A 12,759-nucleotide genomic window follows, 5' to 3' on the forward strand; every position below is an offset into this window, starting at 1 on the left:
GCATGCCTAACGCGGCTGGCAGGTCACCTGCACGTTGTTGATGTCGCCGTCGACCGTGCCGCTGCCGTTGGCCACCGTGCAGTTGGCCGACGCCGGCTGCGCGCTGATCGTCACCAGATAGCTGCCGTTGAACGGCACCAGCCCCCCAAACACAAACGCGCCGTTGGCGGCCAGCGTGAGCGAATCGCGGCCGTTGTTGAGCAGCACGATGGACTGACCGCCCGGCAACCCGCTCAACGTGCCGCCAATCGAGAAGGCGCTGCCGATGGGGGAGCCGATACCGACGTACCCGTTGCAGGCACTCAGCAACGCACACAGCGCGGCGACCGGAAGGTGGCGGACCAGCATGGTTGGCAGACGTTTCATGGCGGCAGCTCCTTGGGTGGCGCAGTTCAGTCTTCTTCGATATCCACTTCCAGCGCACGCGGTGCGGCCAGCGGGCGCGGCGCAAAGCCGTGGTTCAGCGGGCCGGCCCCGCGCCCGAGCGCCAGGTGGCGGCCGGCGCCGATGGCGTGCAGCAGGTAATCGAGCGATGCTTCGATGGCCGCTTCCAGCGCGTCGCCGCGCGCCAGGTGCGCGGCAATGGCGGCAGACAGCGTGCAGCCCGTGCCGTGCGTGTGCGGCGTGTCGATATAGGTGTGGACGTAGACGCGCTCGGCCCCATTGGCGGTGACGAGCACGTCCTGCAATACGTCGTCTTCCCCCGCCGGGGATACGCTGGCCAGATGACCACCCTTGAGCAGCACCGCGCGCGGACCCAGCGCGAGCAGATCATGCGCGGCGGGCAGCATGTCGTCTGCCGTGCGCACCTCGCGGCCGAGCAGCGCGCTGGCTTCCGGCAGGTTGGGCGTGACGAGCAGCGCGCGCGGAAACAACCACTTCGCCATGGCCTGGGCTGTGGCATCGCTGCCAAGCGGTGCGCCGCTGGTGCTGACCATGACCGGGTCGACGACCAAGTTGGCGATCGGGTGGCGGTCTAGCGCCGAGAGGATGGCCTCCACCACCTGCGGCGTGCCGAGCATGCCGGTCTTGGCGGCGTCCACGCCAATGTCGCCTGCCACGGCATCGATCTGCGCGGCGACGATATCCGGTGTGAGCGATTCCACCGCCGTCACGCCCAGCGTGTTCTGCGCGGTGATGGCTGTGATGGCCGACATGCCGTAGCAGCCGAGCGCGGCAAACGTCTTCAGGTCGGCCTGGATGCCCGCCCCGCCGCCACTGTCTGAACCGGCAATAGTGAGCACGCGCGGCACGTGCGAGGCGGGAGCAGCAAACGCAGCGAGGGTCGGATCGGTGATCGTCATGACGGGTGCGAGCGTTGAGGGGAGTGTTCGCACTATAGCGCCATCGGGGGCCGCCGGATGGTGCGGGGCCGTGCACACAGAACGCGGCGTTCCGAACCCCGAATGTGAAGTCCGGCACGCCAAGGTCGCGGTCTGGAACGTGGAGGGCGAGGTCCGGAACCCCACGCGTGAGGCACCGAACCCGGCAGTCGAGGTTCGGAACCCCGAACGTGAGGCCCGGAACCCGGAGCGCGAGGCTCGGTGCTCCGAGCGCGGGGTTCTGAACGCCGCGCGCTTCAATCCATCAAGTCGGTGTAGTCCGCCGCGGTATAGCGCTGGGCGCGCACCCACGGCGCGGCGGCCGGTGCGGGCAGCGCCGTTACGCGCGTGAGCTTGCGCTGCGAGCCGCTGGCGTTGCGCGATTCCACGCGGCGCGGGTATTGGCCAGCCACATCCCAGTCCACCGTGACGGTACGCTCGCCCTGGTTGGCACGATAGGTTTGCACGCCATTGCGCACGGGGCCGTCGGCGCGCATGCCTTTGAGCGCGGCGGGGTCGAGCAGGTGATAGGCCGTGGCCCACGAGCCGTCGAAGCCGATATTGGAATACTCGGCGGGTTCTACGGCGTAGTTCTTTTGCTGCGACTCGCTGACCACGCGCACGGTCAGCGCGCCCTTGGCGTCGCGCTCGATCCAGCGCGGGGCGGTGTCGGTGTCGGCGTGCTTGTGGCCGGCGTGGGCGTTGGTATGGTCGTGCTCTGCATGAGCGGAGGCGGGCGGCAGTTCGCGCGCGATCCACACGCGCTCGCCCTGGCGGTAGACGCGCTCGGCAAAGCGCATGTCGCGCTGGATGCCGTCGGTGCCAAGCGACGACATCTGGTGTTCGACGCGCAGGGCGGTGAGCGCGCTAGATGCGGTATTGGATGCGGGGGCGGCGGCCTGTGCCGTGGCAGCCAGCGCGCAGACGGCAAAGGGCAGCAAAAAGCGGGCAGATCGGATCATGCGAATGTGCAATCGGGAAAGCTGAAACGAAAAAAGCGCATGCCGATTGCCTCGGCATGCGCGTGAATGGAAACGCCGGAATCAGAGGCCCATGGCCGTCTTGACCACGCCGAACACTTTCGTGTTGTCCAGCGTGCCCTTCAGCGGTGTGCTGCCCGGACCAGAGGAGAACAGCATGACATCACCGCCGCCGTGCGTTTCCGAACCAGGCGTGCCGAGCTGCACCCCCACTTCCTGCAGATAGTCGTCTGCCGTCGTATCGACTGCTGCCACGTTGTCGCGCGTCGCCTTGCGCGGCGTGCCGCCGTTGCCGAACACCAGCGTGGTGTACGGCAGGCCGTCGGCGGCCAGTTGCGGCTGACCGGTCTTGATGTCGTTCGACACGCCCAGGATCGGGTTGCCCTTGCGCGGGTAACCGTTGATCGTCATCGTGTGGTCGTGATCGGCCGTCACCACAATCAGCGTGTTCGACAGATCGGCCGTGCCCAGTGCACGCTTGATGGCCTCATCAAACGCACCGGCGTCTTCCAGCGCGCGCTTGGCGTTGGTGCCGTGCAGCGCGTGGTCGATGCGGCCGCCTTCCACCATCAGGAAGTAACCCTTGCCGTTCTTCTGCAGCACGCGGATGGCTTTCTCCGTCATGTCGGCCAGACTGGGCTCGTCCACATTGTTCTTCTTGCGGTCCAGCTCGTAGTTCATGTGGTCGAGGTTGAACAGGCCGAGCAGCTTGTTGGTGCTCGTCGGGTCCACGGCGGCGAGTTGCGTGCCGGTCGACACATACGTGTAGTTGGCGGCCGTGAACTGGCCGATCAGGTCCGTCGTGTCGGTGCGCTTGCTGCCGGTGGTGCCTTGCGGCAGGTAGTGGCGGCGGCCGCCGCCCAGCAGCACGTCTACGCCGTCCTTCAGCGCGGCGTTGTACAGCGCGTTGCCCGGAGCGCCTTGTGCGGCGATCTGGTTCTCGCCGTCGCGGTGGCAGATGTGCGCGTACGTGGCCGCTGGCGTGGCGTGCGTCACGCGCGTGGTGGTGACGGCGCCCACCGATTTGCCAGCCGCCTTGGCCAGCTCCAGCAGCGTGACGGCCGGCGTGCCATTGCCCGTGGCGGGGCACGTGCTGTCAGAGCCCGTCACATAACCCTTGCCGGTGCTGTCGCTGGCCTTGGTGTCCTGCGACATGGAGATGACTTCGTTGTTCATCTTCACGCCGGTCATGTAGGCCGACATCGACGGGGCGCTGTCGGTGGTCTGCGCATCGTTGGAGTACGTCTTGATGCGCGCCGTGCGCTTGAGCGATTCCATCGTCAGCTTGCCAGCCTCGCCCACCTTGTAGATGCGCGTGGCCGTGACGGTGGTCGGGCCCATGCCGTCGCCCAGGAAGAAGATCACGTTTTTGGCTTCACCGGCGGCGTGCGCTTGGGCACATGCAGCGGCGGCCAGCGCCAACACCGTGGCGCGGACAATGCGATTCGATTGCGTGTTCATGATTGCCCTCTCCCTCTTACAGACCCACGGCCTGCTTGATGAGGCCGAAGACCTCGGTGTTGTCCATCGTGCCGGTAAAGCGCTCGGCACCCAGGCCGCGCGCGCCGATAAAGACATCGGTGCCGCCGTGCGTTTCGCCGCCCGGTGCAACCGGGATGGCAGCTTCCTGGTGGTAGGTCTTGTCGTACACGGCGGCATCTGTCAGTGCGCCGCGCGTGGCCGGGCGGTTCTCACCCGTGCCGAAGCCGATGATGGTGAACGGGTTGCCCGCCGTGTCGGTGGCGTTGTTGCCGCTCGCGTAGCTCTTGAGCAGGCCCAGCACGCCGGGGCTGGTGTCGCTGGTCGGGCCCGTGCGCTTGGCGTAACCGTTGAGCACCAGCGTGTGGTCGTGGTCAGCCGTGACGACGATCAGCGTGTTCTTCAGGCCCGGATCGATCGTGTTGAGCTTGTCGATTGCGCCACGGATGGCCGAATCAAACGCCACGGTGTCCTGCAGTGCCTTGCGGGCGGTGGTCTCGTGCAGCGCGTGGTCGATACGGCCGCCTTCCACCATCAGGAAAAAGCCCTTCTTCTTGGCGGCGAGCACGTCGATGGCCTTGTTGGTCATCTCGCCCAGGCTCGGTTCCTTGGTCGGGTCGCGGTCCAGGTCGTACGACATGTGGCTGCTGGTGAACAGGCCCACGACCTTGTTGTCGGTGGCGGCCAGCGTGTCGAACTCGGCCTTGTTGCTGGCGTAGCGGTAGCCGCCCGCCTTGAGTTCAGCGATCAGGTCGCGGCCGTCGGTGCGTGCGCCGCCCGCGGTGGTCGGCAAGAAGTGCTTGCGGCCGCCGCCGAAGACGACGTCCACACCATCGCCCAGCGCAGCGTTGAAGCTCTTGCCGGCCGGCGTGAGTTGCGCGGCGATGGTGTTCTCGCCATCACGGTGGCAGATGTGCGCGTACGTGGCTGCCGGCGTGGCGTGCGTGATACGCGTGGTGGTGACCACGCCCGTGCCGTAGCCTGCGGCCTTCATCAGCTCAAGCAGCGTGGTGACGGGCTTGCCGTTGCCGGTCGACGGGCAAGTGCTGTCGGCGCCCGAGATGTAATCCTTGCCGCCCGCGTCATAGGCGCTGGTGTCCGCCGACATGGAGATGACCTCGTTGTTCATCTTCACGCCGGTCATGTAGGCCGACATCGACGGCGCCGAGTCGGTCACCTGTGCATTGTTCGAGAAGGTGCGCACGAAGCCGGTTTCCGGCAGCGTGTCCATGGTCAGCTCGCCGTCTTCGCCCACCTTGTAGATGCGCGCGGCGGTCATGGTGGTCAGGCCCATGCCATCGCCCAGGAAGAACACGACGTTCTTGGCGGGGGTGGTGGAGGGCGTGCCGGCATCCGGCGTGGCGCCGCCGGGGGTCGACGTGCCGTCGGTGCCGCATGCCGCCATGGCGATTGCGGCCGCAATGGCGGCGGCGTATTTCGTGAGTTTATGGTTGTGCATCGTTGGCTCCCTGAACGATGCCCGGCACTTTGGTGGCTACGTGTTGCAGTGGCGTGATGCGGAGGCGCCACTTGCTAACCGGATCACAAGGTTGGAATGTGACAGCGCATTGACACCGCCGTGTGGCAAGCGCTAGAGCCGCGCCGTTGTCTGAGCAGTCAGTCAAAAGCGTGGCGCGATACGATGCGGCCTCTCTTATTGCCACGCGCTGCCATGCTCACCCGCCAATTCGTCAGCCATGTCACGCTGCGGCGCGACACCGTTACCGCGTTCGATGCGTATCCGTTCAGCCTGGCCGCCGTGCGCGCGCTCGACACGCTAGAGCTGCATCCCAAGGTCACGTTCCTCGTTGGCGAAAACGGCTCGGGCAAATCCACGCTCATGGAGGCGATTGCCGTGGCGCTTGGCTTCAACGCCGAGGGCGGCTCGCGCAATTTCAACTTCAGCACCCACGCATCGCACTCCGAGCTGCACGCGCATTTGCGCATTGCCAGGGGCTTTCGCAAGCCGCGTACTGGATTCTTCTTGCGTGCAGAGAGCTTCTATAACGTTGCTAGCGAGATCGAACGGTTGGATGTCGGCCATTACTACGGCGACAAGTCGCTGCATGCGCAATCGCATGGGGAATCGTTTCTTGCGTTGCTGATGCAACGCTTCGGCGATAACGGCCTCTACCTGCTCGACGAACCCGAAGCCGCGCTCTCGCCGCAGCGGCAACTGGCGGTGCTCACGCGCCTGCATGACCTGGTGCAGGCGGAAAGCCAGTTTTTGATTGCCACGCATTCGCCCATCCTGATGGCGTATCCCGATGCGTGGATCTACCAGTGCGATGGGGGCGGCATCCGGCGCATCGCCTATGAAGAGACCGCGCACTTTCAGGTGACGCGCGATTTTCTGGCGAATCCGCAGCGGATGCTCAATATGCTGCTTGAAGCGTGAAGTATCTCCGCCCGTCTCGGAGATACGTCCTTCTTATCGTTATTGGCGCTCGCCAGCCCCAAAGGTCTCACCGCCCGGCCCGCCATAAAAAGCATAGGCGTGCGCAAGCATCGGACATGAAAACGCCGCGCAAAAGGCGGCTGTCCATCTGAGGTAGATGGGCTGCTAAACCCGGTCACTGCCGAGGCGGTGACACGTGGATGATAGCGATCGTGCATATGTGCTGTGTGGGGTGCCTGCCATTATCAATTTCGATTACAGGAGCGCTACATATCCGCATGTCTAACTAGCATGCGGCTTCCTGGTTATCCAATGGAGCCGTATCCAACGTCGCAAGCCGATCAAGATGGTGTTCGTGTTGCCCTCTCTCCGGTGCAGTTGGCTGCTGTGCTGGCTGGGGAGTCGTTGAGCCAAGAAGCCACGTTGTCCAACCGCCTGTGGGGTGGCCTGGCCGTTGTCGGTGGTGTGCTGGAAATGACGGGCGCTGCAGCACTGTGCGTGATGCCCGAACCCACGATGGCGAGCAAGGTGGGTTGCATCGCGTTTGGGCTACATGGCTCGGACGTAGCAGGCACAGGCCTGAAGCAAGTGTGGACGGGACAAGACACGCGCACGCTGGTCCAACAAGGCACAACGAAGCTTGCCGACGCGATGAGGGTAGCCCCCGATCTGGCGGACAACATCGGGCTGTCGCTGGATATTGCAGTGCCGTTCGGAATTTCTGGGATGTTGGGCGCTGTGCGGGCCAGTAGCATCCAGATGGGGCGGATCAATCTGGCGATGCATGAGGCGAAACCGGGTTCCCGGCTTGGCGGGCATACGCTTCTGAAACACGTTGGTAAGACTGAGGCGGAGTTGCGGGCGCGGCTTGCGGCGGAGCCCGGCAGGCTACGCGTGTCCACATTTACCAATCAACGACTGGCGGAACGGGCGATTTCCGAGGTGATGCGAGCGAATGCTACACAGATTGCCCGCTGGGCGAGCACAAAGCCTTCCACTCCCAAAGCGTTTTCTACGCGCATTGTATTGAGTGCTGGGATTGTATTGGATCGAGGTGCGAAGGCATCCGTTCCAGGTAGAACAATTTTCGTAATGCTGAAGTGCAAAATTTATAATGGCACGCCGTACTACATTCTTACGGCATTTTTGGAACCTTGAGTGAGGTTTTTTATGGACGAGAGTCGCTATCCTGAGTTATGGCAGCTTATTGTTTGCTATTTTCATGAGGATTACGATTTGTTTGGTGAAACCATGGAGGAGATTGTTTCGTCATTCAATGCCGATGCGGACGATGATCTGCGGATGGAGGTTGTGTCTCAGATTGACGCGTTCAAGATTGAGAACGATAAAAATATCGATGCCGCTTTTGTCGAAATATTCGGTGAACTTGGGCATATTGATATGTGGGGACAAAAAAAAGTGGTTCCATTTCTCGATGAGCTAAAGCGGCTCCTGCAGAAATAGCGAATTCATCTGCATCGAACAGCCTGGGACTGAGGTCTTTCATATGTCTCTCAGTACGGCTCACGTCGACGGGTGCTGTGCTTGTCGTAGGGAGACGTGTACGGTTGGTACGAAATTGCCACCAATGTCATGCTCGGACTTAGTCAGGAGGGGGGCTCAGGCAGTTTCGCTTGAGTGGCCTAAGCGTGCCGGAGCGTGAGCGCCGTTCTGACGTGTCCTCGCCCAATTGTCTGGAGAAGATTCGTCACGCATTCAAGCCGCATTGACACTGCAGAGCGTTTGGGGTGGCTGATGCGTTACATGGTTTGAGCAAAGTCCCCTCTTGTTGCCCGCGCAGCCCCTTCAGAATCCGCTACAATCCAGCCCATTCCGAGGAGCGTTGCAACGGTCGGCACAGCCCAACCGCCAGGCTCGGAAGTTCAAACGGCGCTCGCAGTATCGTGGCTGACACGATGGCGAGAACGCATCTACCCCAAGGCGCATGGCCTTGGCACTCCCCAGCGTGCAGTCACCCCAATTTTCCGGAGTGATCCAATGAACGCTGTGACCGACCTGAAACACGACTACCTCGTCGCCGACATCAAGCTGGCCGACTGGGGCCGCAAGGAAATCGCCATTGCCGAGACCGAAATGCCCGGCCTGATGGCGATCCGCGACGAATTTGCCGCCAGCCAGCCGCTCAAGGGCGCGCGCATTGCCGGCTCGCTGCACATGACCATCCAGACTGCCGTGCTGATCGAGACGCTCAAGGCGCTCGGCGCAGACGTGCGCTGGGCCTCGTGCAACATTTTTTCGACGCAGGATCATGCCGCGGCAGCCATCGCCGCATCGGGCACGCCGGTGTTTGCGTTCAAGGGCGAGTCGCTCAAGGAATACTGGGACTTCACGCACCGCATCTTCGAATGGGCCGATGGCGGCACGCCGAACATGATCCTGGACGACGGCGGCGACGCGACGCTGCTGCTGCATCTGGGCGCCCGCGCTGAGAAGGATGCTTCCGTCATCGCCAAGCCGGGCAGCGAAGAAGAAACTTTCCTGTTCGCCGCCATCAAGGAAAAGCTGGCGAAGGACGCCACCTTCTACAGCCGCAACCTGGACGCCATCAAGGGCGTGACCGAAGAAACCACCACGGGCGTGCACCGCCTGTACCAGATGGCCCAGCGCGGTGAGCTGCGCTTCCCGGCCATCAACGTGAACGACTCGGTCACCAAGAGCAAGTTCGACAACCTGTACGGCTGCCGTGAATCGCTGGTCGACGGCATCAAGCGCGCAACCGACGTGATGATCGCGGGCAAGGTGGCGATCGTGGCGGGCTACGGTGATGTGGGCAAGGGCTCGGCGCAGGCGCTGCGTGCGCTGTCCGCGCAAGTGTGGGTGACGGAAATCGACCCGATCTGCGCGCTGCAGGCCGCGATGGAAGGCTACCGCGTTGTCACCATGGATTACGCCGCCGAGCACGGCGACATCTTCGTCACCTGCACGGGCAACTACCACGTCATCACGCACGACCACATGGCCCGCATGAAAGATCAGGCCATCGTCTGCAACATCGGCCACTTCGACAACGAGATCGACATCGCTTCTGTCGAGAAGTACCAGTGGGAAGAGATCAAGCCGCAGGTGGATCACGTGATCTTCCCCGACGGCAAGAAGATCATCATCCTGGCCAAGGGCCGTCTGGTGAACCTGGGCTGCGCCACGGGCCACCCGTCGTACGTGATGAGCAGCTCGTTCGCCAACCAGACCATCGCGCAGATCGAACTGTGGACCGAAGCGGTAAAGGGCTCGAACAAGTACCCGGTGGGCGTGTACACGCTGCCCAAGCACCTGGACGAGAAGGTCGCGCGCCTGCAGCTCAAGAAGCTGAACGCACAACTGACCGAGCTGACCGATCAGCAGGCCGCGTACATCGGCGTGAGCAAGCAGGGCCCGTACAAGGCTGATCACTACCGTTATTGATCTGCTGTAAGCCGTAACTGCCGGCGGCATTTCCTGCCGCCGGCATTCAACCCGAGGACTTCCCATGAGACTGCTTGCTGTCTGGGTCATCAACGCGCTGGCCTTGCTCCTTGTCGCCTATCTGCTCAAAGGCATTCACGTCAACGGCTTTGGCTCTGCGCTGATCGCGGCGCTGGTGCTGGGTCTCGTCAATACGCTGATCCGTCCGATTCTGGTGATCCTCACCCTGCCGGTGACGCTGCTCACGCTCGGGCTGTTCATCTTCATCATCAACGCGCTGCTGTTCCTGTTCGTCGGCAACCTGCTGGCGGGCTTTCAGGTGGCCAGCTTTGGCGCGGCGCTGCTGGGCTCCATCCTGTACAGCGTGATCTCGTGGCTGCTCTCGAGCTTGCTGCTGCGCGAGGCTTAAGGTTTCTGTCATGCAAGACCGTCAATTCAGTTTCGAATTCTTCCCGCCCAAGACGGCGGAAGGCGCTGAGAAGCTGCGCAATACGCGCGCGCAGCTCTCGCCGCTCAAGCCGCGCTTTATTTCCGTGACCTTCGGGGCGGGCGGCACCACGCAACAGGGCACGCTCGACGCCGTGGTGGAAATCCAGCGCGAAGGCATCGAGGCCGCGCCGCATCTGTCGTGCGTGGGCTCGTCGCGCGAGAGCATCCGCGGCATTCTCAACACGTATCGCGATCACGGCATCCGTCGCATCGTCGCGCTGCGCGGCGACATGCCTTCGGGCATGGGCGAGATCGGTGAATTCCGTTTTGCCAACGAGCTGGTCGAGTTCATCCGCCAGGAAACTGGCGAGGCCTTCCACATTGAAGTGGCGGCGTATCCGGAATACCACCCGCAGTCGCGCTCGCCCAAGCACGATCTGGACAACTTCGCCCGCAAGGTGAAGGCTGGTGCTGATTCCGCCATCACGCAGTACTTCTTCAATGCGGATGCGTACTTCCAGTTCGTTGACGACGCACGCAAGCTCGGCGTGGACGTGCCCATCGTGCCGGGCATCATGCCGATCACGAATTCGTCGCAGCTCATGCGCTTTTCTGAGATGTGCGGTGCAGAAGTGCCGCGCTGGATCGCCAAGCGCCTGGAGAGCTTTGGCGACGACCGCGAATCGATCCGCGCCTTCGGCCTGGATGTGGTGACAGCGATGTGCGACCGCCTGCTGCAAGGTGGCGCACCGGGCCTGCACTTCTATACGCTCAACGCGGCCGGCTCCACGCGCGCGATCTGGCAGCGCTTGGGTCTGTAAAGGCAAACAAGAAGAAGGAGATCGTCATGGCCGCCGCACCCGATCCGCTGATCGTCTGGTTGCTTGACGAACTCCAGCCGCTTGCCGCGCAGATCGGCCCGATCCGCGCGCGCCGCATGTTTGGCGGTGCGGCGCTGTATTACGACGACATCGTCTTTGCGCTGGTGCTGCGTGGCACGTGCTACCTGCGCGTGGACGATTCCACGCGCGGGCGCTTTGTCGCCGAGAAATCCGTACCGTTCAGCTACGATCGCAACGGCCGCACCATCAGCATGACGGGCTACCTGAGCATGCCAGCGGAGGCGCTCGACGGCGGCCAACCATTGCGCGACTGGGTGCGGCTGGCGATTGAAGCCGCGTTGCGCGATGCGAATGCCAAGGCGGCCGCGCCCAAGCGCGTCGCAGCAAAGGCAGCAAAGACAACGGCGACCAAGAAGGCCGCCGCGCAAAAAACCACCAAGAAAGTCACCACCAAGCGCTGAGCGTTCAGTACAGCGTTGCCTTCAACCGCTCCGGCAGCTCACGGTCGTAAGCGTCGCCATCGAACGCGCCGCCGCTGATGTGCTGCAGGATCTTGCCTGCGGTGGGCACGGCTGGCTTCGCCTCTTGCGCGCCGCGCTCCCAAAGCTTCGAGCGCACCAGCGCCTTCGAGCAGTGGAAGTACACCGTCTGCACCTTTACGAGGATCACGCTGCGCGGCGGCTTGCCTTGCACCGCAAATGACGCGAGCCATTCCGGATCGGCCGTGATGGTGGCCGTGCCGTTCACGCGCAGCGTTTCACCCACACCCGGCACGATGAAGAGCACCGACACGCGCCCGTCTTCCACGATGTTGCGCAGGTTGTCGATGCGGTTGTTGCCGGGCCGGTCGGGAATCGCCAGCAGGCGCTCGTTGAGGATGCGCACGAAGCCCGGCGCATCGCCCTTGGGCGAGGCGTCCGTGCCCGCCGCGCCCACCGACGACAGCACGATAAACGGCGACGCTTCGACGAACGCGCGGTAGTCCTCGTTCAGGTGGTCGATCTCCTTGAGCAGCGAGCGCGGGTTCGGGGCGCCGTACACGGTTTCGAGGTCGGCAACGGTTTTCAGCGTGTAGGGCATGTGGAGGTTCTGAACCGGCTTAAAACACGCCGCATTCGGTGACGATGCAGTCGAGTGCGATGTCGTGCGATTGCGGTGCGATGGATTCCACCCGGTTCACTTCGTACGCCACGCCAATCGTGCGCGGGCGGTGGCCAGCGGTATGCAGCGCGGCGAGTGTGCGGTCGTAGAAGCCGCCACCGTAGCCAATGCGATAGCGCTGCGCGTCAAAACCCACGCATGGGATCAGCAAGGCATCGGGTGTTTCCATCTCACCCGAGCGGGGGATGGGGATGTTGTACGCGCCCGGCGTCATTTCACAATCGGGCGTCCAGCGCCGAAACTGCAGGGGCGAAAACTTGTCTGTCACTACGGGCAGCAGCGCGTGGCGCGTGCGGGTGGTTGAACCGGCCGCCAGCCAATGCCGCAGCACGGTCAACGCATCGAATTCCCCCTGCGTTGGCCAGTAGGCGGCCAGACGCTTGATGGGCAGTGCGCCCAGCAACTCGGCAAGGTGATGCGCCAGTGCAGCATCGTGTGCGACGCGATCGGACAGTCCGGCCCGCGCATCGAGCAGCATGGTGCGCAGCGTGCGCCGCGATTCGATTGGCGTGGTGGGGTGCGCCGGATCGTGCGCGCTCATTGGATGTGGCCCCTCGCCGGTTCACGATTCGTGGCGAGCGGCCCGAGGTTGGTGCGAGGCACGCAGCCGTACACGTGCAGTAGGGCGAGCATCGCAGTGCCAAGATCGGGGCGCGCGGCAGGATCGTGAATTGGCGCTAAGGCTGACATGGGATAATTCGGGACCTAACAGTGATGATCGGATG

At 63.4% G+C, this 12,759-nt stretch carries 14 protein-coding genes and 1 riboswitch; of the genes, 7 read left to right on the top strand and 7 right to left on the bottom strand.

Translation table 11 applies throughout. From position 1 onward, the window contains the following. Positions 1 to 6: 6 nt before the first annotated feature. From PSUB009319_RS12625 to PSUB009319_RS12645, 5 genes are all read right to left on the bottom strand, one after another. The gene (locus tag PSUB009319_RS12625; protein WP_124382571.1) at positions 7 to 366 is read right to left on the bottom strand and encodes a DUF4369 domain-containing protein; all 360 of its coding nucleotides are present in this window, start codon (positions 364 to 366) and stop codon (positions 7 to 9) included. A 26-nt stretch (positions 367 to 392) separates the two neighbouring features. Further along, entirely contained in the window at positions 393 to 1,304 is a 912-nt protein-coding gene (thiD, locus tag PSUB009319_RS12630; RefSeq protein WP_124382572.1) for a bifunctional hydroxymethylpyrimidine kinase/phosphomethylpyrimidine kinase, read from the bottom strand. Positions 1,305 to 1,579: 275 nt separating this feature from the next. Then, the gene (locus tag PSUB009319_RS12635) at positions 1,580 to 2,284 is read right to left on the bottom strand and encodes a hypothetical protein (RefSeq protein ID WP_124382573.1); all 705 of its coding nucleotides are present in this window, start codon (positions 2,282 to 2,284) and stop codon (positions 1,580 to 1,582) included. An 81-nt stretch (positions 2,285 to 2,365) separates the two neighbouring features. Next, positions 2,366 to 3,763 (bottom strand): alkaline phosphatase, encoded by a 1,398-nt coding sequence (locus tag PSUB009319_RS12640; protein WP_124382574.1) that lies wholly within the window; start codon positions 3,761 to 3,763, stop codon positions 2,366 to 2,368. A gap of 16 nt (positions 3,764 to 3,779) precedes the next feature. Next, positions 3,780 to 5,240, bottom strand: a complete 1,461-nt coding sequence (locus PSUB009319_RS12645) for an alkaline phosphatase (RefSeq protein ID WP_124382575.1) — start codon at positions 5,238 to 5,240, stop codon at positions 3,780 to 3,782. A 213-nt stretch (positions 5,241 to 5,453) separates the two neighbouring features. Between PSUB009319_RS12645 and PSUB009319_RS12650 the strand changes: the two genes are divergently transcribed. The 7 genes from PSUB009319_RS12650 (at position 5,454) to PSUB009319_RS12680 (ending at position 11,334) form a co-directional block, all read left to right on the top strand. Next, the gene (locus PSUB009319_RS12650) at positions 5,454 to 6,179 is read left to right on the top strand and encodes an AAA family ATPase (RefSeq protein ID WP_124382576.1); all 726 of its coding nucleotides are present in this window, start codon (positions 5,454 to 5,456) and stop codon (positions 6,177 to 6,179) included. A 312-nt stretch (positions 6,180 to 6,491) separates the two neighbouring features. Next, complete coding sequence (locus PSUB009319_RS12655) at positions 6,492 to 7,337, top strand: RNase A-like domain-containing protein (RefSeq protein WP_185453461.1); 846 nt, start codon at positions 6,492 to 6,494, stop codon at positions 7,335 to 7,337. Positions 7,338 to 7,349: 12 nt separating this feature from the next. Beyond that, positions 7,350 to 7,643, top strand: coding sequence for a contact-dependent growth inhibition system immunity protein (locus PSUB009319_RS12660; protein WP_124382577.1), 294 nt, complete (start codon positions 7,350 to 7,352; stop codon positions 7,641 to 7,643). A gap of 365 nt (positions 7,644 to 8,008) precedes the next feature. Then, a riboswitch (S-adenosyl-L-homocysteine riboswitch) is annotated at positions 8,009 to 8,082 on the top strand. Positions 8,083 to 8,177: 95 nt separating this feature from the next. Continuing rightward, positions 8,178 to 9,602 carry an adenosylhomocysteinase gene (gene ahcY / locus PSUB009319_RS12665; protein ID WP_124382578.1) on the top strand — a complete coding sequence of 475 codons (1,425 nt, stop codon included), beginning with the start codon at positions 8,178 to 8,180 and terminating at the stop codon, positions 9,600 to 9,602. A 64-nt stretch (positions 9,603 to 9,666) separates the two neighbouring features. Further along, entirely contained in the window at positions 9,667 to 10,011 is a 345-nt protein-coding gene (locus PSUB009319_RS12670) for a phage holin family protein (RefSeq protein ID WP_004628357.1), read from the top strand. A gap of 10 nt (positions 10,012 to 10,021) precedes the next feature. After that, a complete protein-coding gene (gene metF, locus PSUB009319_RS12675; protein WP_124382579.1) occupies positions 10,022 to 10,852 on the top strand; it encodes a methylenetetrahydrofolate reductase [NAD(P)H] in 831 nt (276 codons plus the stop codon). Between the two features lie 26 nt (positions 10,853 to 10,878). After that, the gene (locus PSUB009319_RS12680; RefSeq protein ID WP_124382580.1) at positions 10,879 to 11,334 is read left to right on the top strand and encodes a TfoX/Sxy family protein; all 456 of its coding nucleotides are present in this window, start codon (positions 10,879 to 10,881) and stop codon (positions 11,332 to 11,334) included. Positions 11,335 to 11,338: 4 nt separating this feature from the next. Here the strand turns inward: PSUB009319_RS12680 and PSUB009319_RS12685 are convergent, their stop codons facing one another. Next, complete coding sequence (locus PSUB009319_RS12685; protein WP_124382581.1) at positions 11,339 to 11,953, bottom strand: pyridoxamine 5'-phosphate oxidase family protein; 615 nt, start codon at positions 11,951 to 11,953, stop codon at positions 11,339 to 11,341. A gap of 19 nt (positions 11,954 to 11,972) precedes the next feature. Beyond that, positions 11,973 to 12,575 (bottom strand): 5-formyltetrahydrofolate cyclo-ligase, encoded by a 603-nt coding sequence (locus tag PSUB009319_RS12690; protein WP_124382582.1) that lies wholly within the window; start codon positions 12,573 to 12,575, stop codon positions 11,973 to 11,975. Between the last annotated feature and the right edge of the window lie 184 nt (positions 12,576 to 12,759).

The organism is Ralstonia sp. SET104, from assembly GCF_003851545.1.
Classification (GTDB): domain Bacteria; phylum Pseudomonadota; class Gammaproteobacteria; order Burkholderiales; family Burkholderiaceae; genus Ralstonia.

Bases quoted from the DNA above. Each gene is read 5' to 3' on its own strand.
- PSUB009319_RS12625 (WP_124382571.1), bottom strand. From the start codon at position 366: ATGAAACGTCTGCCAACCATGCTGGTCCGCCACCTTCCGGTCGCCGCG.
- thiD (WP_124382572.1), bottom strand. From the start codon at position 1,304: ATGACGATCACCGATCCGACCCTCGCTGCGTTTGCTGCTCCCGCCTCG.
- PSUB009319_RS12635 (WP_124382573.1), bottom strand. From the start codon at position 2,284: ATGATCCGATCTGCCCGCTTTTTGCTGCCCTTTGCCGTCTGCGCGCTG.
- PSUB009319_RS12640 (WP_124382574.1), bottom strand. From the start codon at position 3,763: ATGAACACGCAATCGAATCGCATTGTCCGCGCCACGGTGTTGGCGCTG.
- PSUB009319_RS12645 (WP_124382575.1), bottom strand. From the start codon at position 5,240: ATGCACAACCATAAACTCACGAAATACGCCGCCGCCATTGCGGCCGCA.
- PSUB009319_RS12650 (WP_124382576.1), top strand. From the start codon at position 5,454: ATGCTCACCCGCCAATTCGTCAGCCATGTCACGCTGCGGCGCGACACC.
- PSUB009319_RS12655 (WP_185453461.1), top strand. From the start codon at position 6,492: ATGGAGCCGTATCCAACGTCGCAAGCCGATCAAGATGGTGTTCGTGTT.
- PSUB009319_RS12660 (WP_124382577.1), top strand. From the start codon at position 7,350: ATGGACGAGAGTCGCTATCCTGAGTTATGGCAGCTTATTGTTTGCTAT.
- ahcY (WP_124382578.1), top strand. From the start codon at position 8,178: ATGAACGCTGTGACCGACCTGAAACACGACTACCTCGTCGCCGACATC.
- PSUB009319_RS12670 (WP_004628357.1), top strand. From the start codon at position 9,667: ATGAGACTGCTTGCTGTCTGGGTCATCAACGCGCTGGCCTTGCTCCTT.
- metF (WP_124382579.1), top strand. From the start codon at position 10,022: ATGCAAGACCGTCAATTCAGTTTCGAATTCTTCCCGCCCAAGACGGCG.
- PSUB009319_RS12680 (WP_124382580.1), top strand. From the start codon at position 10,879: ATGGCCGCCGCACCCGATCCGCTGATCGTCTGGTTGCTTGACGAACTC.
- PSUB009319_RS12685 (WP_124382581.1), bottom strand. From the start codon at position 11,953: ATGCCCTACACGCTGAAAACCGTTGCCGACCTCGAAACCGTGTACGGC.
- PSUB009319_RS12690 (WP_124382582.1), bottom strand. From the start codon at position 12,575: ATGAGCGCGCACGATCCGGCGCACCCCACCACGCCAATCGAATCGCGG.